The organism is Dactylosporangium salmoneum, from assembly GCF_039532525.1.
In the GTDB taxonomy this organism is placed as follows: domain Bacteria; phylum Actinomycetota; class Actinomycetes; order Mycobacteriales; family Micromonosporaceae; genus Dactylosporangium; species Dactylosporangium salmoneum.
On sequence record NZ_BAAARV010000016.1, the window covers coordinates 266,499 to 287,447 of the forward strand.

11 protein-coding genes are annotated in these 20,949 nt (G+C 72.8%); 4 read left to right on the top strand and 7 right to left on the bottom strand.

Annotated elements, in window-relative coordinates:
* Nucleotides 1-2: 2 nt before the first annotated feature.
* Nucleotides 3-1,700 (bottom strand): RyR domain-containing protein, encoded by a 1,698-nt coding sequence (locus tag ABD352_RS08885; protein WP_344611759.1) that lies wholly within the window; start codon nt 1,698-1,700, stop codon nt 3-5.
* Nucleotides 1,701-1,873: 173 nt separating this feature from the next.
* On the opposite strand from ABD352_RS08885, the gene fxsT (ABD352_RS08890) reads away from it, so the two are divergent.
* A complete protein-coding gene (gene fxsT, locus ABD352_RS08890; RefSeq protein ID WP_344611760.1) occupies nt 1,874-5,527 on the top strand; it encodes an FxSxx-COOH system tetratricopeptide repeat protein in 3,654 nt (1,217 codons plus the stop codon).
* A gap of 6 nt (nt 5,528-5,533) precedes the next feature.
* On the opposite strand, the gene ABD352_RS08895 is transcribed toward fxsT (ABD352_RS08890), so the two are convergent.
* Complete coding sequence (locus ABD352_RS08895; RefSeq protein ID WP_344611761.1) at nt 5,534-6,481, bottom strand: alpha/beta fold hydrolase; 948 nt, start codon at nt 6,479-6,481, stop codon at nt 5,534-5,536.
* 128 nt (nt 6,482-6,609) lie between these two features.
* Here ABD352_RS08895 and ABD352_RS08900 point away from each other — a divergent pair, with 128 nt between their 5' ends.
* The 3 genes from ABD352_RS08900 (at nt 6,610) to ABD352_RS08910 (ending at nt 9,919) form a co-directional block, all read left to right on the top strand.
* The gene (locus tag ABD352_RS08900; RefSeq protein WP_344611883.1) at nt 6,610-7,749 is read left to right on the top strand and encodes an FxsB family cyclophane-forming radical SAM/SPASM peptide maturase; all 1,140 of its coding nucleotides are present in this window, start codon (nt 6,610-6,612) and stop codon (nt 7,747-7,749) included.
* Entirely contained in the window at nt 7,746-9,518 is a 1,773-nt protein-coding gene (locus ABD352_RS08905; protein ID WP_344611762.1) for an aKG-HExxH-type peptide beta-hydroxylase, read from the top strand. The genes ABD352_RS08900 and ABD352_RS08905 overlap by 4 nt, the downstream gene beginning before the upstream one ends.
* 215 nt (nt 9,519-9,733) lie before the next feature.
* Complete coding sequence (locus tag ABD352_RS08910) at nt 9,734-9,919, top strand: hypothetical protein (RefSeq protein WP_344611763.1); 186 nt, start codon at nt 9,734-9,736, stop codon at nt 9,917-9,919.
* A gap of 169 nt (nt 9,920-10,088) precedes the next feature.
* On the opposite strand, the gene fxsT (ABD352_RS08915) is transcribed toward ABD352_RS08910, so the two are convergent.
* The 5 genes from fxsT (ABD352_RS08915) to ABD352_RS08935 form a co-directional block, all read right to left on the bottom strand.
* Nucleotides 10,089-14,033 (bottom strand): FxSxx-COOH system tetratricopeptide repeat protein, encoded by a 3,945-nt coding sequence (gene fxsT / locus ABD352_RS08915; protein ID WP_344611764.1) that lies wholly within the window; start codon nt 14,031-14,033, stop codon nt 10,089-10,091.
* Between the two features lie 8 nt (nt 14,034-14,041).
* On the bottom strand, nt 14,042-15,250 hold the full coding sequence (locus ABD352_RS08920; RefSeq protein ID WP_344611765.1) for a TIR-like protein FxsC: 1,209 nt from the start codon (nt 15,248-15,250) through the stop codon (nt 14,042-14,044).
* A gap of 114 nt (nt 15,251-15,364) precedes the next feature.
* The gene (locus tag ABD352_RS08925; protein ID WP_344611766.1) at nt 15,365-15,823 is read right to left on the bottom strand and encodes a sigma factor; all 459 of its coding nucleotides are present in this window, start codon (nt 15,821-15,823) and stop codon (nt 15,365-15,367) included.
* A gap of 116 nt (nt 15,824-15,939) precedes the next feature.
* Nucleotides 15,940-17,145: an ROK family transcriptional regulator gene (locus ABD352_RS08930; protein WP_344611767.1), complete on the bottom strand. Its 1,206-nt coding sequence runs from the start codon at nt 17,143-17,145 to the stop codon at nt 15,940-15,942.
* A 96-nt stretch (nt 17,146-17,241) separates the two neighbouring features.
* Nucleotides 17,242-20,814: a choice-of-anchor D domain-containing protein gene (locus tag ABD352_RS08935; RefSeq protein ID WP_344611768.1), complete on the bottom strand. Its 3,573-nt coding sequence runs from the start codon at nt 20,812-20,814 to the stop codon at nt 17,242-17,244.
* Between the last annotated feature and the right edge of the window lie 135 nt (nt 20,815-20,949).

A 20,949-nucleotide genomic window follows, 5' to 3' on the forward strand; every position in this document is an offset into this window, starting at 1 on the left:
GACTAGACGGCGCGGGCGCCGATCGGTTCGTTCAGCCGGACGATCGTAAAGCCCTCGTCGGCCAGCATCTCGGACATGTAGCGCACCGCGTCGCGCGCCTTCTCCCGGCCCGGCTCGGCCAGGGCGGGCCAGTCGACGAGGTCCGGGTGGAGGCGGCGGCGGTCGTCGCGCGGTGTGCCGTGCCGCCAGCCCTGGCCCTCCCGCTCGGCGCACCAGCGGCTGTGCTCCAGCTCGGCCAACTGCTCCAGCTCCTCCTCCGTGATCAGTCCGTCCTCGCCGTTGCGGACCGCGATGACGCAGCCGAGGGCCTGCATCTTGGCGGCGATGCCCTGGACCTGGGCGCGGTTGGCATTGCGCATCGACTCCGACAGCTGCGACCACGCTACGGCGCTGGTCGGGCTGGGGCCGCCGCGGGCCATCTCGAGGTACCGCTGATGGAACCTCCTGGCCAGGCGCTCGGTGAGGGCGTCGGAGATGAGGGGCGCGTCGCAGGCCCGGGTGATGATGGGGTAGACGACGAGCTTCCCGCCCACCTCGTCGAGCAGGTCGTTGTGCTCGCCGCCGTGGAACGCCTCGGCCAGCGCCGTGGCCTGGTAGGTGGCGACGAAGACGCGCTCGCTCGCCGCCTGCCACAGCTGCGGGCTCTCCAGCGCCAGGTCCAGCATCCCCTGCTCGTCGCGGTGGCAGAGGTAGATGCGCTCGTAGCGGGAGCGGGTGACCCGGGGCAGCCAGGTGTCGAGGCGCTCGTCGTGGGGGTGCACCCGGCACACCCGGTCCAGGAACGGGAACCGGGCCCGGAGGGTGGCCAGCGTGCGCACGGCGTCGGGGCCGATGAGGTCGATGTGCAGCTGGTCCGGGGAGCCGCCGACCGAGCGCCAGTACCGCGCCGTCTCCACCAGCAGCACCCGCGGGAACGAGTCGTCGCCGCTGATGAGCACCCGCATCGGCGGGTCGCCGGCGGCCGGCGGGTGCAGGGGATGGCGGCGGTAGAGCATGCGCGCGGCGACGTCGTCGACGTGGAAGTAGTCGAGGCGGAAGAGGTTGGTGCTGGCCGCGCCGAGCCGGCGGGCCTGCAGCGAGTGGCACGTCTGCTGGCGGTTGAGCTGCACGTAGATCCACGGCGAGGAGCGGCGCAGCTGCAACTCGGTGCCGGCGGTGACCGAGACGGCGTGGTTGAACTGGTCGTCGTCGCCGCAGATGTACAGGCACCGGGCCCGGCGCAGGCCGGCGGCCCGCAGCACCTCGGCCGAGCGGGCGTCGCCGGCCACCCCGAGCATCCGGCGGTGGCGCAGCTCGAAGGGGCCGATGGGCACGGCCCGCACGACCACCACCCGCTGGCCCGTGGCGAAGAGCTGGTCGGCCAGCGCCTGCGCGAACGGGGTGTCGCCGCAGATGACGACGTGCCGGCGGGCGGTGCGCGAGCGCAGCCGGCGGATCTCCCCGGCCAGCAGCACGCGGCCGGTCTCCACGACGGTGGCGAGGGTGAACAGGGGCGCCATGAACCGGGCCGCCTGCAGCTGCCACGGCACCCAGTCGGGCGCGGTCTGCAGCGGGTCGGCGCCCAGGACGTACAGCTGGAGGGTGTAGTACCAGGTGTCGAACCAGGTCTTCGACGACTCCGCCAGCTGGCGCATGCCGAGCAGGCCGAGCACCAGCGCCGCGAGGCCGAGGATCCCGAACATCGAGCGCAGGATCGTCACGCCCGGCCTACCGCCGATCGGCTCCGGCCCCGCCACGCCGCACCCCCGCCCCCACGGTGAAACAGATGGATTTCCAGTGTGCGGTAACCGAGGCGTTACTGACAGGTGCCGATGTCCAGATATTTTTTCGCGGACGACTTTGGTGGCCGCCAATATTCGGGGAGTATCGATGGGTGCCGCAGCAGGGGCAGGGTCGCATCGTCACGGTCCACTCGTTCGCGGGCGGGACCGGGCGCACCATGGCGACGGCCAACCTCGCCTGGATTCTCGCCGCGGCCGGCCGCCGGGTGCTCGTGGTCGACTCCGACCTGGAGTCGCCGGGCCTGCACCGGTACCTCCACCCGTTCCTCGACGCCGCCCAGGTCGCCGAGTCCGGCGGGGTCACCGACCTGCTGCGCCGCTTCGAGCGGGCCACCGCCGACCCCTTCGCCGAGACCCCGCCGGTGCCGGTGCTCTGGAACCACTTCGGCGGCGGGGCCGTCGACTACCTGCCGGCCGGGCGGCAGGACGCGGCCTACGCGGGCTCCCTCGGCGGCCTCGGCGGGCTCGACTGGGACCAGTTCTACGAGGAGGGCGGCGGCGGCCTCCTCGACGCCCTGCGCCGGGCCATGGCCGCCCGCTACGACTACACGCTGGTGGACAGCCCGCCGGGCCTGGGCGACCTGGCCCAGATCTGCCTGGCCCACCTGCCCGACGTGGTACTGGCCTGCTTCACGCTGAGCGACAAGAGCATCGAGGGCGCCGAGCGGGCGGCCCGGGTGGCGGCGACCGCCGCGCACCCGCCGCGCGTGCTGCCGGTGCCGATGCGCGTCGACCCGGCCCACCGCGCCCGGGCCGACGCCGGCCGCCGCCTGGCCCGCGAGCGCCTGGCCGGCCTGCCCGCGGGGCTGCGCGAGGACGAGCTGGCGGTGTACTGGCGCGACGTGCAGGTGCCCTACCAGTCCGCCTACGCGTACGAGGAGGTCCTGGCCACCCTGACCGACCTGCCGGGGCAGCCGGACTCGCTGCTGGCCGCGTACGAGCGGCTGGCCTGGTACCTCACCGACGGCGACGTGAAGACCCTGGCTCCGCTGGAGGAGGGGCTGCGCTACCGGGCCGGCGGGCGGTACCTGCGCCTGGTCGCCGCCCGCGAGGACTCGGTGCTGCTGCGCAACGCCGCCGAGGACCAGGTGTGGGCCGAGTGGATCACGGCGACCCTGACCGCGGCCGGCGTGAGCGTGCTCTCCGACCGCGCCGCCGCCTCCGGGGCCCGCGAGCTGACCGTCATCTCCGCCGGCCGGGCCGCCACCGAGGCGCAGCGCCGCCCGGCCGGCCAGGAGCCCGGGCGCCCGCCGCTGGCCGTGTACATCGACGACGTCAAAGCCGTGCCGGCCTACCCGGAGCGCTCGTCGGCCCGCCTGCACGCGCTGCCGGAGGCGGCCGCGGCCCGGGAGCTGCTGCGGCTGCTCGGCCACGGCGAGCCGCCGCATCCGCCGGGCAACCTGCGGTACCCGGGCCTGGAGCCGGCCCGCTTCCACGCCCCGCCCCGCCCGGCCGGCTTCATCGGGCGGGACGCCGACCTGGCCCGGCTGCGTGCCCGGCTGCGCCCCGGCGAGCACGCCGACCCGCGCCAGGCCACCTCGCCGGTGGTGCTGCACGGCCTGGGCGGGGCGGGCAAGTCGGCGCTGGCCGCGGAGTACGCCCACCGCTTCCGCGCCGCCTACGACGTGGTGTGGTGGCTCGACTGCGGCGACCTCCCGGGCGGGCTGGCCGCCCTGGCAAGGGCCCTCGGCGTGGACGAGGCTCCGCCGGCGGTACTGCGGGCGCTGCGCCGCGGCGAGCCCTACCGGCGCTGGCTGATCGTGCTCGACGACGCCGACGACTACGAACGGGTCCGGCACTTCCTGCCCCAGGGCACCGGCCAGGTCCTCATCACCTCGCGCAATCTCTCCTGGGGCGGCGGCTTCCACTCCGCGCCGGTCGGCGTCTTCGGCCGCGAGGAGAGCATCGTGTACCTGCGCGGGCACGTGCCGGCGCTGCGCACCGCGGACGCCGACGCGGTCGCGGAGGCCGTCGGCGACCTGCCGGTGGCCGTCGCCGAGGCGGCCGAGACCCTGCTGCGCACCGGCGCCACCGTCCCCGCCTTCCTCGCCGCGCTGGCCGGCGACCGGCACGAACTGCCCACCGCCGAGCGCGTCTGGGACCGCTCCCTGGCCCGCCTGCGCGCCCAGTCCCCCGGCGCACACCGGCTGCTCCAGCTGTTCTCGGTGCTGGCCCCCGACACCGCCACCGACGTGGTGTACAGCGACGTGATGGCCGAGGTGCTCAAGCCCTACCAGGCCGCGGTGGCCGACCGCCTGATGCCGGCCACGCTGGTCCAGCAGATCAGCCGGCTCGGCCTGCTGCGCCCCGACCTGCCGGCCGGCCGGGTGCACATGCACCCCCTCCTGCAGCGGGTGGTCCGGGAGCGGATGACCCCGCAGGACCTGGACGAGGCCCGCCACCAGGTCCACCTCGCGCTGGCCGGCCTGGCCAAGGGGCACGACGTGGACGATCCGCGCTCCTGGCCGCAGTTCGCGCTGATCTGGCCGCACCTGGCCGGGTCGGGCGCCGCCGCCTGCCCGAACGAGGCGGTCCGCGGCCTGGTGGTGGACCGGATCCGCCACCTGCGCCACACGGGCGCCCGCGCCGAGGCCGAGCGGCTGGCCCGCCGGATCGAGCAGGAGTGGACGGCCGGCGGGGCGTCCGGCCGGCCCGCCCAGCTGCTGCAGCTGCGCGGGGTGCGCGCCGCGATCCTGCGCGACCAGGGCCGCCATGCCGACGCCCTGCGCCTGGACGAGGAGATCCGGGCGGCCCAGGAGGCCCTGCTCGGCCGCCATCACCCGGCGACCCTGGCCACCCGCGACCGCCAGGCCGCCGACCTGCGGGCCCTGGGCCGCTACGCCGAGGCCCTGGAGGCGGCCCGGGCGACGTACCGCGCCTGGGCCAGGGTGGTCGGCGCCGAGCACACCCAGACCCTCAACGCCCTCAACGGCCTGGCCACCACCTACCGGGCGGCCGGGCAGTACCGCGCGGCCATGCGCTGCGACGAGCGGGTCCGCGGCTTCCGCCCGTTCCCGGGTCCGGACCACCACCCGGCCGTCCTGCGCGCGGCCGCCAACCTGGGCCGGGACCTGCGCGACGCCGGCCGCTACGGCGAGTCGGCCGAGCTGCTGCGCGCGCTGGCGCCGGCCGTGGCGGACGTCTTCGGCGCCGGCTCGCGGGCCGCCCTGACGGTGCGCAGCAGCCTGGCCGTCTCCCTGCGCCTGGACGGCCACCCCCTGGAGGCCGCCCCGCTGCTGGAGCAGGCCTACGAGCAGTTCGCCGGGCTGTGCGGCCCCGCCGGCCCCGACACCCTGGCGTGCCGCCACAGCTGGGGGCTCACCCTGCTGGCCACCGGCCACGTCGAGCGGGCCCGGGCCGAGCTGACCGGCGTGGAGCAGCGCTACGGCACCCTGCTCGGGCCGGCCCACCCGCGCGCCGTCATCACCCAGGCCAACCTCGCCCTGGTCTGCTGGGCCGCCGGCGAGCGGGAGCAGGCCCAGCGGCTGGCCGCCGAGTCCGTGGCCGAGCTGGCGGCCGCCCTGCCGCCGCACCACCCGCTGGCCCTGACCGCCGCGGTGAACCTGGCCCTCCTGGACGCCGGCCGGGCCGAGCAGGACGCCACCGCCGAGCGCCTGTCGGACCTGGCCGACCGGCTGCGCCGCGCGCTGGGCGACGACCACCCGGAGACCCGCCGGGCCGCCACCGCCCCGCCGGATGTCGCATTTCCGACAATCGATGCCTTGCGCTCGATCGACCCCTACTGACCGATCTCAGGCCGCGGCGCTGGGCGGCTCGCCGGCCTCGGCCAGCCAGCGGATCATCCGGGGCATCACGCGCAGCGCGGCGAAGTGGGCGGCGCCGGGCTCGACCTCCAGCTGGGCCCTGGGCACGTGCTCGGCCAGCCACCGGGTGTGGCTCACCGGGGCGAAGCGGTCGTCCGCGCCGTGCCACAGCCGCACCGGGGCCCGGATGTCGTCGAAGCGGAACCCCCACTCGGCGCGCAGGGCGAGCAGGTCGTCGATCCAGCCGTACGGCCCGTCGCCCAGCGCCACCGCGTAGGTGCGCAGCAGCTGCCGCTCGATGGTCTCGTCCTCGACCACGTTCTTGTCCGCCTGCGGCATCTCCTCGCGCAGCAGGCGCAGCAGGTGGGCCGGGTCGTCGTTCACCCGGTTGGTCCGCAGCCGCACCTGCTCGGCGATGAGCTCCTCGTCGAGCGAGGCCGCGCGGTAGGAGCGCTGGTTGTCCTTGGTCATGTCGCCGTACCAGTCCAGGCCGATCGCGTCCGGCGGGGCCAGGCTCACCAGGGCGGCCACCCGGGTCACCCGGCCGGGCAGCAGCGCGGCGGTCGCGAGGGCGTGCGGGCCACCACCCGAGCGGCCCAGCACCCCGAAGTGCTCCAGGCCGAGCGCGTCGGCCAGGGCGGCCACGTCGCCGGCGGCCCGGGCGACCGTGCGGCCGCGCATCCGGCTGGAGCCGCCGTAGCCGGGCCGGCAGTAGGCGATGAGGCGGACGCCGAGGCGGTACAGGATCGAGTGCCGCGGCTTCGGCCCGTCGGCGCTGCCCGGGGTGCCGTGGTGCAGGATCACCGGCCGGCCGTCGCGGTTGCCCGAGTCCTCGTAGACGATGCGCCGGTCGCCGGGCAGGTCGAGCACCTCGAGCAAGGCCGCCTCCCGGTCCCGTGGAATCCCCTTGCGCAGGAGGGTAAGAATACGGGCCATCCAGTGACGGGGACCAGTACGTGGCACCACCGACAAGGCCGGACCACCCCGGTCGAAGGGTTAGACTTGGGGGATCCGCTAGACACTCGTTGACCCACACTCCAAGATTGGTCCCCGTGGGCACGCCGATGCGCCAAATCGTTCTCAAGATTCACAGTAGGTGCAATCTGAGCTGCGATTATTGCTACGTATACGAGAGCGTCGATCAAAGCTGGCGGGCCCAGCCGACGACGATGAGTGCGGCGACGCTCGAGCGGATCGCACAGCGCATTGACGAGCATGCACGCGATCATGATTTGCGCGATCTCCGGGTGGTACTGCACGGAGGCGAGCCCCTGCTCGCCGGGCACGACGGCATCGAGGCGGCCCTGCGGGCGATCCGGGACGCGTTCCCGCCGACCCGCTTCGCCATGCAGACCAACGGGATCCTGATCGACGAGCGGTTCCTGGCGATCTTCCACAAGTACGGCGTCAGCGTCGGGGTGAGCGTCGACGGCGGCCCGGCGGCCACCGACCGCCACCGCCGCTACGCCAACGGCCGCGGCTCCTACGACCGCATCGCCGCCGGCATCGCGCTGCTCATGCGCCCCGAGCACGCCGCGGTCTACGGCGGCCTGCTGTGCACGATCGACGTCGACAACGACCCGGACGAGGTCTTCGACGGGCTGCTGGCCTTCCGCCCGCCCCAGGTCGACCTGCTCCTGCCCCACGGCAACTGGACCAACCCGCCGCCGGGCATCCCGGCCGCCGAGCCGGCCGCCGGGCAGGACCGCCCGATCCCCTACGCCGAGTGGCTCATCCGCGTCTTCGACCGCTGGTACGAGCACCGCCCGGTCGAGACCAACACCCGCATCCGCCTGTTCGAGTCCATCATGGCCCGCCTCTTCGGCCTGCCCAGCGCCACCGAGTCGATCGGCGGCGAGTCGCCCGGGGTCATCACTGTGGAAACCGACGGCAGCTACGAGCAGTCCGACGCGCTGAAGACCACGACGGCGGGCGGCCCGGCCACCGGCCTGGGCGTGGCCGGCCAGCGCTTCGACGACGTGCTCGACCACCTCGCCACGGCCGCGCCCTACCGGCTGTCCGCGGCCTGCCGCGCCTGCCCGGTGGTCAAGGTGTGCGGCGGCGGCCTGCGGGCGCACCGCTACGCGGCCGGCACCGGCTTCGACAACCCGTCGGTCTTCTGCGCCGACCTCCTCGCCCTCATCAACCACATCGGCGGGCGGGTCCGCGCCGACCTGGAACAGCCAGCGGTGGTCTCTCAGTGAGTAACGAACGTCTGCTGCTCAGCGCCGAGCAGTTCGCCGGCATCGCCGCCGGTTACGGCGACGCCGGGGCGATGGCCGTGCTCGCCGCCGGCCAGCTCGCCAAGCGCAAGGCATTGATCGCGATGGTACTGCGGGCCGCCCGCCCGACCCGCCACGGCGCCGCGCTGCAGCCCGCCGTCGCGCTCATCGGGCGGGCCGAGGACGCCGACGAGGCCGCGGTGGCCGGGGTGCTCGCCCACCCGCACCTGGACGCCTGGGCCACCCTGTGCCTGCACCGCCTGGCCGACGCCGAACGGGCCGAGGCGCCGGCGGACCCGGGCGACGACCTCGGGTTCCTGGCCGCCTACGCCGTCGCCGCCGCCGTGGCGGCCGGCCTGACCTTCGACATCGAGGTCCCCACGGTGGACGGCGCGGCGACCGTGCCGGGGCTCGGCCGCGCGACCGGCCTCGGCCCGGGCCCGGCGCGGTTCGCCGCCACCGCGTCCGGCCTTCGCTGCACGGGCGCGAACGGCGTGGTCGTCGACCGCGACGGCCCCGGCTGGCAGGCGCTGCGCTCGGTCGACCTCGGCGGCTGGCGGCTGGCGATCGAGGACCAGGACCCGTACCGCGACTGCTACGGCTGGCGCCCCCTGCCGACCCTCGCCGACTCCCGGGCCGGCCACCTGGAGAAGCTGCTCGTCGACGCCTGGCAGCTCATCGAGCAGGAGCACCCCCGGCACGCCGAGACGCTGCGGCACAGCCTGCGCTGCGTGGTGCCGCTGGCCACCCCGGCCGGCGGCGCGCTGGTCAGCGCCGCCTCCCGCCACGCCTGCGGCTCGGTCGGCGCCGGCGTCCCGGATACCGCGGCCGACCTCGCCCTGCTGCTCATCCACGAGTACATGCACGCAAAGCTCGGCGCGCTGCTGGACCTCTGCGAGCTGCACACCGACGGGCGGGAGGCCCGCCTGCACGCGCCCTGGCGGCTGGACCCTCGCCCTACGGGCGCACTTCTGCAGGGCATCTACGCCCACGCCGGGGTGACCGACTACTGGCGGACCCGCCGCCACGCCCCCGACGGCGACCCCCGCCGCGCGGCCGCCCAGTTCGCGTACTGGCGGGCGATGAATCGGATCGCCATCGAAAACCTGATCAGCGGCGGTGAATTGACCGATGCCGGTATGTATTTCGCGACGACACTGCGGTCCACCCTGGATGACTGGGAGGGCGAGAAGATCGCGCCGGACATCGCGTCGCGGGCATATTTGTTCGTAACCGCGCAAACGGTCCGCTGGCTACTGCGCAACGCGCAGGCGGACCCCCGCGAGTCGCAACGTTTACTCGGCCACCTGCGTTTCGGCACGCCACTCGGAAGCGTGGCCGAGCGGGGGTCCGTCGCGGACGGCGCGGTGGCCACCCCGGCCGACGCCCCCGGCCTGCTCGGCGAGCTGCACCGCTGGCTCGATGGCCGGACCGAGCCGGTGGGGCCGTCTGGCCCTGACCCATCGACACCAGGCACGATGCTGCTCAACGGCGACGCGACCGGCGCCGAGGCGGCGTTCCTGGCCCGGCTGGACGCCGACGCCGCGGACGACGAGGCCTGGGTCGGGATGTCCGTCGCCTGGGCCCTCGCGGAGGGCGCGCAGGATCGTTCGGACCCGAGCGGTGCGCTGGTACATCGGCTGCTGCCGACCCGGCCTGAGTTGGTCAAGGACGTCGTATTGGAACTGCAACGCGACGGACATCCCAAGGCGGCCACGGAACTGCTAAAAGCCGGTTGGACGAACCAATGACCGGCCGTGTTTTGCCGTGCTGTAATACTCGCGAGAGTTCTGCGTGTCGGGCCGGGGCCGGGCCACGATCGTGGCGGCGCCTGAGTATCATCTGCCTGGTTCATCCGCGGCCGGTGAGTCCGCGTGCTTGCATCTAGGCCAACCTCGGGAGAAGCGAGATCTCTCGGGAGGGCCGGTAACAACATCAACATCCAAACGATCTTTAGGTGGAAGCCATGGACAAGCCAGGTGCGAACGAGGTCCAGGACGAGCTCCTGGAACTCGCGACGGTGCGGTTGCAGGCATTAATGACCGAGCCCGACTCGGCCACGTCCTCGACCCTCGACAGCGTGATGCAGCGCCTGTTCAACCCGAAGGAGCGGGACCTGCTCACGGTCTCCGCCTTTTCGTCGGCCCTTTAGGCCCTTTCCGACCCAACGCCGCCCGGCAAACGCCACCCCAATCGCGCGAAGCCGGGCGTCGGTCATTGCGGATCATGTTCTTCCGGCGGCAGCGCCGGGTAACGCCATTGCACCGCAGACGCGAACGGGCCCGAAGCGTGAACGCCCCGGGCCCGCCGTGCCGCGCCGCTTACGTCGGCGGCGGCGAGATGTCGCAGTTGAGCCGCCGGCCCTCGCGCAGGGCGAGGGTGTTCGGGTGATGCTCCCCCAGCGCCGAGCGGCTCCGCTGTAAAGTGATCTTGAACAGCTCGTCCGCGCCCTCCCCGTCGCCGGTCCGCCGCCGGCTCACCACCAGGTTGGCCGCCGCGGCCAGGGTGTCCGGGTTGTCGTCGCCGAGGACCTTCTCCAGGGCTGCCCACACCTTCTCGTCGATCTCCCGCGACTCGTGCAGGTCGCCCTCGTCGAAGATGACGTTGGCCAGGTTGATGCGGCTGGACAGCGTGTAGACGTGCTCGGCGCCGAGCGCCTGCTCGAACCGCTCGCAGGCCTGCACCGAGAAGGCCCGGGCCTCCTCGTGCTTGCCGTTGAGCCGGGCGAAGATGGCGAGGTTGTTCAGCGCCGCGAGGCGGAATGGGTGCTTCTCGTCGTAGAGGCTCTCGTAGCCGGCCAGCACCTGCCGGGCGATGCGCTCGGCCGCCTCCCCATTGCCCAGCGCCGACTCCTCGAACGCCGCGTTCATGAGGCACGACAGGGTGTCCGGGTGCTCCTCGCCGTGCAGGTCGCGGTACCGCTGCAGGGTGTCGTTCGTGAGCTGCCGGGCGGCCCGGATGTCGCCCAGCTTGCGCAGCGTCACCGCCATGTTCTTGGCCGCGCGCAGCGTGGCGGGCGCGGAGTCGCCGAGGATGTTGCGGTAGGTCTGCAGCGTCGACTCCAGCAGCTCCCGGGACTCCTCGAAGCGGCCGACGGCCCGCAGGTCGTGCGCGTAGTTGTTGGCCGCCAGCAGGGTGGTCAGGTGCCGCTCGCCGGAGACCCGGCGCAGCCGCTCCATGACGTCCTGGTCGTAGGACGCGGCGCCGCGGAAGTCGCCGACCAGGCGCAGCGACACCGCCACGTTGTTGGCCGCCGCGAGCGTGCGGGAGTGCTCCTCGCCGAACGTGCGCTGGGCCCGGGCGAAGGTCTCCTCGGCCAGCTCCCGCGCCTCCTGGAAGCGGCCCAGCGCGCGCAGGTCGGCGGCCACGCCGCCGGCGGTCAGCACGATGTACGGGTCGTCCTCCTCCTCGACGACCTCCTTGAGCCGCTCCAGCGCCCGTTGGTCGATCTCCAGGGCCCGGTCGAAGAAGGCCTGCGAGCGCAGCGAGTTGCCGAGGTGGAAGTCGAGCAGCAGGGTGAGCGCGTCCTCGCCGATGCGCGGGTCGCCCCGCCAGGTCGCGACGGTCTCCTCGGCCAGCTCCTGGCTGCTGCTGAAGTCGCCGCGGGACCAGAGGTACCGCACCACGTCCACCACGAACAGCCGCACCGACGGGTCGGAGGAGGAGTTGGCCCGCGAGCCGCGCACGTGCGGCAGGAGCCGGGCGTAGGCGGGCCAGCTGGTGAAGTCGTCCGGGTCGGCCCGCTCGGCGGTGGCCAGCACCTGGTAGACGTGCTTGCGGTTCTCCTCCCGCTCGGCGTCGGTGAGGCTGCCCTGGATGACCGCCTGGACCAGCCGGTGGATCTGCATGATGGTCTGCCCGGAGTCGACCGAGGCCAGGGCGTAGCGGCCGATCTGGCGGATCAGCCGGCCCTGGCGGATCGGGTCGTGCAGGGCCGGGTCGTACTCCAGCAGCGGCTGGGTGAACCGCGGGGTGTACAGCAGCCGGGTCGGGATGGGCTCGGGCGCGAAGAAGGCGCAGATCTCCAGCAGCTTGGCCGCGGCCGGGGACTGCTTGCGCAGCTGCTCCAGCGACAGCTGCCAGGTCGCCGCGGTCGTCTGCTCGTAGCCCACCGGCGCGTTCTCGGCGAGGATGCGCAGCGGCTGGGTGTCGAGCAGTTCGAGGTACCGGCTCACGGGCATGCCGGTCTCCGACAGCCACGCCGCCGCCTGCTCGATCGCCAGGGGCAGGTCGCCGAGCCGGTTGGCGACGGCCTCGGCGTGCTCCGGGGACAGGCCGCTCACCCGCCGGGTCAGGAAGGTGATGCTCTCCGCCCGGGTGAACGTGGTGATCTCCACGACGTGGGCGTCCTGCGTCCACTCCTGGTTGCGCGAGGTGAGCAGCACGTGGCCGCTGCCCTGCGGGATGAACTCGCGGATCGTCTCCGGGTCGCCGACGTTGTCGAAGATGAGCAGCCAGCGCTTGTACGGCCTGCCCTGGCGCAGCGCGTCGCGGACCATCCGCACGCTCTCGCCGAGGGTGTCCGCCTCCTGCAGCTTGAGCTCCCGGGCCAGCTCGCCGAGGGTCGAGCGGACCTGGGAGACCTGCTCGGCCGAGATCCACCAGACGAGGTCGTAGTCGGCGGCGAAGCGGTACGCGTACTCGATCGCCACCTGCGTCTTGCCGACGCCGCCGAGGCCGTAGAGGGCCTGCGGTACGACCACGGTCACGCTGGCCGAGAGGCGGTCCCGCAGCTGCTCGAGGGTGTCGCGGCGGCCGGTGAAGGCCGGGTTGCGCTGCGGGAGGTTCCAGATCGGCGGCAGCGCGCCCGGGAACCGCGGCCCGCCGGCGTCGTCGGCCTCGCCGGGGCGCCCGACCGTGTGCATGATGGCGCCGACCGCGGTGAGCACGGCCTCGTGCGCCCGCTCCCGGGGCAGGTTGGCCAGGTCGGTGGGGAGCCGCTCGGTGAACGGCGCGGACAGCCGGGTGCTGTCCAGGCGGACCGGCACCACGGCCGGCGCCCCGCCCGCGGTCCGGCTGTCCAGCAGCTGCCACAGCTGGGCCGCCTGCGGCGAGGAGACGTAGTCCTTGGACAGCAGCACGAGGGTCCGCCCGACGGTGGCCAGCCGCCGCTCCAGCTCGGTGGTGAAGTGCTGGCCGGTGACCGAGTCGATGTCGTGCAGCGCGACCCGCATGCCGGCGTCGATGAGCCGCTGCTGGATCCACTCCGCCCACATGCGGTCGACCGCGGCGTAGCTGATGAGCACGTCCGAGGCGCTGCTCGGGCGGGGCCGCTCGAACTCGAAGAGCCAGTGCCGGCGCTTGGCCTCGTCGATGGCCGGCATCTCCCGGACCGCGCCGTCGGTGAGCACCCCGGCCAGCCGCTCGAACGCGGCCAGCAGCGAGGTCTCCAGCCGGGGGCGTTCGGCGAAGGTCGCCAGGATCTCCTCGTAGGCGAAGTACGGCTTGTAGGGGACCTCGACGTCGCCCCAGTACCGGTTGGCCTCGTCCGGGCTGCGGTGCTCCAGGAACGGCCGGAAGCGCTGCCGGGCGTGGTCGCGGCCGATGTCGAGCTTCACCTGCTCGGCGTCCTCGACCCGCATCAGCACGGGCAGGAAGCGGATCGGCCGGCCGCGCCGCTGCTGGCGGATCGACTCGCTGACCGCCACGGCACCGTCGACGCTCTGGATGCTCAGCGTGAAGCAGTTGACCACGGTGTCGGGCAACAGCACGGTGCAGACGCCGGCCGCGTCGGACAGGCCGGTGCGGCTGTCGATGAGCACGTAGTCGTAGTGCTCACGCATGTTGCGGGCCAGCGCGTCGATGAACGCGGCACCGGGCAGCCGGTCGTAGAACTTCGGCCAGTCGAAGGTGCTCACCGCGGCGGCGTAGGAGCGGTTCTGCCGGCCCGAGGGCAGCAGGTCGATGCCGCCCCCGCCGGGGAACTGCCAGTCCAGCGACACCGCGTGGTCGAGCACCTGGGCCTGCTCGTCGACCCACTCGAGGTCGTCGTCGCGGTCGGGCTGCAGGGCGGCGGTGACGAACTGGGTGAGCATCTCGATGACGCCCGGGGAGTTGCGCAGCTCCTTGTCCAGCAGGAAGGGGTGGAAGTACCGGTGCAGGCCCGGCGACTCGAGGTCCCAGTCGACGGCGAGCACCCGATAGCCGTTGCTGGCCAGGATCCAGGCGATGTTGGCCAGGGTCATGGTCCGGCCGGAGCCGCCCTTGTACGAGTAGAAGGTGACGATCTGGCCGGACGTCCGCGCGTCGTCGTCTGTGTCGGTCATCGTCCCTCCTATGGTCCTTCGAGAATCGGGCGGGGAGCGTACTGGCCCGGGGGCGGGCGGCGGAACACGCGGCCGTCGGCGACCAGGCGGTTGCGGGCCTCGGCGAGTACCACCGCCAGATCCGCCTCGAAGGCGGGCCCGGTCAGCACGCTGCGCCGCAGCATCACCTCGTCGAGCCGGCGCTCGTTGTTGCCGAGCGTGTCGTGCATGAGCCCGGCGAGGCGGGCGCTGTGCTCCTGGGTCTGCACGTCGCCGGCGCTCATCACCACGAGCATCGCCGAGACGTGCTCGCGATGATGGTCGTACTCCAGCAGCAGCTCCCGGTGCGCGGCCAGGTCGGCGCACCACGGGTCGACCAGCAGCACCACGATGTGGTTGTTCTGCTGGGCCACCTTGACCCGGTCGCCGAGCCGGTCCAGGCCGGTGAACCGCGAGTCGAAGCCCAGCTCGGAGGCGACCCTCTCGGCGTACTCCCGCAGCGGCCGCGCCTGCACCGGCCAGAACGGCGCCCAGTCCAGCGGGTCGCGGCCGTAGAAGCCGCCGTCACGCTCGATCGCCTCGGCGTCCGGGCGCGACGGCGCGGCGATCACGAAGTGGATCGTCTGGCCGGTCCAGCTGCCCTGGCCCGCGTCGGGGGCCGCGCTGGGGTGGAAGGCACTCTCCAGCCGGTCGAAGTCCAGTTGCGTCGAGCCGCGCGGCGGGGGCACGGCGGCGGCGCTGACGATCCGCTCGGCGATCATCGAGAGGAACTCGATGTAGGCGTCGTGCATGCGCTGTAATCGCAGCAGCTGGCGCAGCCCGCGCCGCCGGTAGGCCTCTTCCTCCACGTCCAGGTCGTAGTGGACGGTCTTGGCCACCTCGGGCAGCTCCCGCGGCGGCAGCCACACGACCGGGATCAGGCCCGCGACCGGCTGCTCGTCGCCGCGCGGGGCGCCGCGTGAACGCAGGTCGAACATCGTCCATTCCTTGCCGCAGGGCTGGCTCAGGAAGTACGCCGGAGAATAGAGCGCCAGGAAAGTCGCGCACTCGGCGATGGCATTGATGAGCGCCTGGGGCCAGTTCTGCCCCGGTTCGATGTTGTGATTGTCGAGGAATCCCACCTCGGCGTCGCGGTCCAGACCGGCGTGGACGCGGACCTCGCTGCAGAGATCGTTGTAGAAGCGCCTTACGAACAGGTCGTCGGGCCCGCGGGCGTAGCTGAGAAAAAAGTACAGCACACGTCCTCCGCGGGCATGACCGATCGGACCCCCAAGGATTCAGTATATAGATCAACATGCGCGCCAACACCCCCGCCGAATCGAATCGGGGCGGGGGTGGGCGCGAAAATCGGCCTAACCGACGAGGTGTTCCGGGAACTTCGCCAGGTCACGCATGTCGGCCCGCACGGTGACCCCGGCCCCGACCGCGTCGACGGCGGCCTGGTCGTAGCCGTCCACCTCGCACAGCAGGCCGAAGCCGCTGACGGACCAGTCGCCGCTCGGGCGGGGCGGCACCGCGCGCTGGCGGACCGGCAGCCGCACGACCAGCCGCCACAGGCGGTCGCGCTCGGCCACCTCGGTGCCGATGTCGGCGCCCGCGGGCCGCTCCGGCGGCTCGGGCACGGCGACCTCGCCGCTGGCGCGGCGGCGCCACCAGGAGGCGTTGGCGTTGACGAGCATCCGGCGCACGTAGACGTCGGGCCGGTCGGCGCCGTCCACCCGCCGCCAGTGCACGAACGCCTTGGCCAGCACGTCCTGCACCAGGTCGTCGGCGCGGTGGTCGTCGCCGGTGAGCAGCCGCGCGAAACGCACCAGCGCCGGGCCGCGCAGGTGGACATCCCTCGTATCGGCATTCCGTGCCCAACAGACGCCGCGAGCCGCGCGACATGTTCTGCTAACTTCCAGCCGTTGCGCGAACGGCGCCGCGCTCAGGCCTGGTTCGCCGCGGCGAACGGCACCGTGTCGATGCCCAGCGCCAGCGCCACCGCGCCGAGCGAGGCCGCCCGCAGCGACAGCGCGCTCTGCGCCACGTCGACCGCCTCGGCCGCCGCCGCGAGCGCCGTCTCGGCCAGCCCCCGCTGCAACGGCTCGCGCAGCAGGTCGGTGGCCGCCCCCAGCTCGTCGCCGAGCAGCACCCGCTGCGGGTTGATGAGGTTGACGAGGTTGCCCAGCGCGTACCCCAGCTGCGTCCCCGCGTCGATGATGAGCCGCCGGCACCCGGTATCCCCGGCGTGGGCCAGGGCGACGAGCCCCTTGAGGTCGTGCAGCTCCGGGTGGGACTGGCGGGCGTGGGCGAGCAGCGCGCGGCCGCCGACGGCCAGCTCGACGCAGCCGCGGTTGCCGCACCGGCAGACCGCCCCGCGGGCGTCGAGGGTGACGTGGCCGAGTTCGCCCGCGGTGCCGGCCGCCCCGCGGTAGAGCCGGCCGTCCAGGACGATCCCGGCGCCGATGCCGGTGGCGAGCTTGACGTAGACGAGGTCGGTGCAGCCGCGGCCGGCGCCCCAGACGTACTCGCCGAGCGTGGCCAGGTTGGCGTCGTTGTCGACCCGCACCGGCAGCGCCAGCCGGGCGGTGAGCTCGTCGGCGGGGCGCAGGTCGGCCCAGCCGGGCAGCATGGGCGGCGAGCCGATGCGCCAGTCGCGGGTGATCGGGGCGGGCACCCCGAGCCCGACGCCGACGACGTCGTCGCGGGTGGCCCCGATGTCGCCGAGCGCCGCATCGACCAGCCCGACCGCGAGCTCCAGGGCGTCCAGCGGCCGGTCGTCGATGTCGAAGTCGGTGCGCGCCTCGCGCTCGGCGATGACCGCGTGGCCGAGGTCCGCGACGGCGACCCGCACGTGGCGGCGGCCGATGTCGGCGCCGACCGCGATGCCGGCCCGGCGGGTCAGCTGGACCACGGAGGCCGGGCGGCCGCCCACGGGCCGGGCCGCGGTGCCGACCTTCTCGCTCACCAGGCCGGCGCCGCCGAGGTCGGTGAGCACGGCCGAGACCGTCGGGCGCGACAGGCCGCTGAGCGTGACGAGCTCGGCCCGGGTGCGGGGCCCGTACAGGCGCAAGGTCTCCGCGACCCGCCTGGCCGTCCCGCCCAGATCGCGGCGCCACAGGTCGCGGGGATGCGTCTGCTGCGCCGCCACGGCGCGTAATCCTCCTTGCCGCAAATGGGTTATGTCAAGGCCTTACAGAAATGAGCCCCGCACCGGTGACCGGTGCGGGGCTCCCTTCTCAGAACGTCAGCTGTTCCAGACCTCGAAGGTGGAGAGCTGGCCCGCCGGCCATCCGCTGTTCGACGAGAAGTTCAGCCGGAAGTACCGCTGGCTGGTCGCGCCGAACGTGATGGTGACGGTGTTGTTGGAGCCGGGCGCGAACGAGTAGTCGGTCGCGGCCTGGAGCTCGGTGAACGACGTGCCGTTGGTGCTGCCCTGGACCTGGATGCGCTGGGTGCGCTGGCCCCAGCCGGCGGGCAGCTGCAGCACGATCCGCGACGCGCTCTGCGACGAGCCGAGGTCGACCTGAACCCACTGCGGGAAGGCGTTGTTGGCGCTCTCCCAGTAGGTGTTCTGGTTGCCGTCGGTCACGTTGCTGGACGGGTACACGTCGTTGTGGCTCGACTCCTGCGTGGGCTTGCCGGCCGCCAGGTTGGTCTGCGTCGTGCCCGCACCGGTGCCGCTCAGCGAGACCGTGGTCGGGTTGTTCGACGCGTTGCTGTTGACGGTCAGCGTGCCGGTGCGGGTGCCCGACGCCGTGGGCCGGAAGCTCACGTTGACGGTGCACGACGCGCCGACGGCGATCGAGCCGCAGTTGTTGGTCTGGCTGTAGTCGCCGGTCACGGACACCCCGGAGACGGTCGCCGCCGCGGTGCCGGTGTTGGTGAAGGTGACCCCCTGGGCCGCGCTGGTGGTGTTCAGCGCCTGGGTGGCGAAGCTCAGCGAGGCCGGGCTCGCCGACAGCACCGGCGAGGTGGTGGTGCCGCCGCCGCTCGGGTACACCTCGAGCTCGGCGAGCTGGCCCGCCGGCCAGCCGGTGTTGGCGGTGATGTTGATCCGCACGTACCGGGTGCTGGTGGCCGGCACCGTGATGCTGACCGCGTTGCCCGTCGCCGGGTCGAAGGTGCGGCCCGCCGACGCCGAGATCGTGCTGAAGGTGCTGCCGTCGTTGCTGGCCTGGACCGACAGGGTCTGCGTCCGGGCGCCCCACGCGGTCGACGGCGGGAGCTTCAGCGTGACCTTGCCGATGCTGGTCACCGCGCCGAGGTCGACCTGAATCCACTGCGGGAAGGCGTTGTTGGCGCTCTCCCAGTAGGTGTTGGCGTTGCCGTCGGTCGCCGTGGTGGCCGCCTGGGTGCCGTTGACCTGGCTGGAGGCCGTGGCCGTCTTGTTCAGCGCGATGTTGGTGTCGGTGCCGATGCCGCTGCCGGACAGGGCCACGACGGTCGGGCTGTTGTTGGCGTTGCTGGTGACGGTCAGCGAGCCGCTGCGCGAGCCCGACGCCGTCGGGGTGAACTTCACCGTGACCGTGCAGGAGGCGCCCACGGCGATGCTGCTGCCGCAGGTGTTGGTCTGGCTGAAGTCGCCCGACGCCGCGATGCTCGACACGGTCGCCGCGGTGGTCCCGCTGTTCGTCAGCGTCACGGCCTGGGTGGCCGCCGAAGCGCCGACGACGGTACCGCCGAAGCTCAGGCTGCCGGGGTTGGCGTTCACGATCGGGCCGGGAGCCACGCCGGTGCCGGACAGCGGCACGCTGTTGGTGATGCCCGAGGCGGTGATCGTCAGCGTGCCGCTGCGGGCGCCCGCCGCGGTCGGCTTGAACGTGACGCTGACCGTGCAGGACGCGCCGGCGGCGATGCTGCTGCCGCAGGTGTTGGTCTGCGCGAAGTCACCGGAGATGGAGATCGTGCCGACCGGGGCCGACGCGGTGCCGCTGTTGGTGACCGTGACCGACTGCGCGGCGCTGGTCGAGCCGGTGACCACCGAGCCGAAGCCCAGGGCGTTCGGGCTGATGTTGACGTTCGAGCCGTTGTCCGGCAGGTACGGCGGGAAGGTCGGGTTCTGGATGTTCGAGCAGGCCGTGCCGGACAGCCCACTGTTGCCGCCGCCGTCGGTGAGGGTGAAGCCGACGCCGCAGTTGTAGATCGCGGCCGGGGCCTGCACGCCGGTGGCGGTGGAGTTGCTGATCGTCGCGGCCCCGCCGACCTGCTCCTGGATCGCCCAGGTGCCGGTGTTCTGGATGGTCGCGTTGTTGATCTTCACGTTGGAGATGTTCGAGCCCGAGACGAACTGGATGGCCTCGAACGGGCTCTGCTGGATCAGGATGTTGTCGACGTTGGTCAGGCCGGTCATGCCGCCGTCACGGGCGTCGAACCACAGCGCGCCGACGCCGAACTGCCAGTTCGGGTCGAGGCTGCCGGAGCGGATGATCGTGTTGCGCAGCACGTCGGTGCGGCCCAGCGTCGTGGAGGCGAAGCGCTGCGCGACGTGGATGCCGCCGCCCTGGCTGAGACCCGCGTCGATGACCCGGTTGTCGGTCACGAAGTTGTCGTGCCCGCCGTAGATCGCGATGCCGTTGGCCAGGATCGGGTACTGCACGGTGTTGTGGTCGAAGGAGTCGTTGGCGTCCGCGTTCTGCTCCGACCACGTGGCCAGGCCGTCGTCGCCGGCGTTGCGGATGTCGCTGTTGGTGACCTTCGAGTTGGTGACGCCGTTGTGGAAGTTCACGCCGTCGGCGGTGAAGTTGCGCAGCCGCATCTGGCTGAAGACCAGGTTGTTCATCGGCCCGTCCATCCAGGCGCCGACCTTGGCGTGCTCGATCCACACCCGGTCGACGGTGGAGTTGCTCAGCGCGCCACCGATGCCGTTGACCTGGTCGCCGTCGTTGCGCTCCTGGACGTTGCCGAAGATCGCGAAGTCGGAGAGATGGACGTTGGTGCCGCCGTTCGGCGCCCACCCGCCGTAGAAGCCGGGCGCGTTGCCGGTGATCCTCGAGCGCCACATGCCGGCGCCCTTGATGGTGACGTTGTTCACGATGATGTGACTGCACGACATGCCACAGCCGGGCGAGCTGCCGGGGATCCGGAAGGTGCCCTCCGGGATCCACACGGTGCCACCGGCACCCGCGGCGGCGATCGCCGCGTTGAACGCCGCCGTCGAGTCGGCCGCACCGGACGGGTCGGCACCCGTGCTGGTCACCGAGACCGAGCCGCTGGGCTGCGCCAGCGCCGGCCCGACGTTCTCGAAGTCGGCGAAGTCGATGGTGTACGACGACGCGGTCGAGTCCGAGTCGACCTGCAGCCGGAACTTGGTCCCCGCCGGGTAGGTGGTCGGGAAGAGCCGGTTGACCTCGTCGTAGAAGTGGTGCGGGTTGCTGCCCGGCGAGTTGGTGAACGGGTAGCCGCCGTAGTACCAGCTGTACGCGTTGGTGAGGGTGAAGTTCGTGCTGCGGGTGCCGTCGATGTACAGCGACAACGGCGCCGTGTAGACGGAGCCGCCCGACGTGTCGGGGATGCTGTAGCGGAACACGATCGAGTTCGTGGCCACGGGCGTGGTGAACTCGACGTACTTGCCGGTCCCCTGCAGCGTCACTGCCTTGCGGTAGGACGCCTCGGACGGCAGCGTGTTGTAGGCCGCGCTCGGCCCGATCAGGGTGCCGTTGGTCGCGCTGTTCTCGGCCTGTACCTCGACGTAGGGCAGGGTGGCCCCGACCCCTCCGGTGGCGGCCGCGAGGGCGGGCGTAGCGACGGCGACAGCCACGCCGGCGGCCGCCAGCGTCGCGCCGGCGACCAGCGCGGACGTGCGCGCCCGGGGTCGCATTCGTTTGATGTGCCGGAGCATTTGGACGCTCACTTTCGACGTGCCGGAGACACGACCCATCGCCCGGCGCCCCACGGTCGGCGGATTTCGGGGTGCACGCCGGTCTCTGTCTCGGTGCGGTGCTTGGTATCGAGC

Excerpts from the sequence above, each read along its gene's own strand:
- ABD352_RS08895 (WP_344611761.1), bottom strand. The coding sequence starts at position 6,481 with ATGGCCCGTATTCTTACCCTCCTGCGCAAGGGGATTCCACGGGACCGG.
- ABD352_RS08900 (WP_344611883.1), top strand. The coding sequence starts at position 6,610 with ATGCGCCAAATCGTTCTCAAGATTCACAGTAGGTGCAATCTGAGCTGC.
- ABD352_RS08910 (WP_344611763.1), top strand. The coding sequence starts at position 9,734 with ATGGACAAGCCAGGTGCGAACGAGGTCCAGGACGAGCTCCTGGAACTC.
- fxsT (WP_344611764.1), bottom strand. The coding sequence starts at position 14,033 with ATGACCGACACAGACGACGACGCGCGGACGTCCGGCCAGATCGTCACC.
- ABD352_RS08935 (WP_344611768.1), bottom strand. The coding sequence starts at position 20,814 with ATGCGACCCCGGGCGCGCACGTCCGCGCTGGTCGCCGGCGCGACGCTG.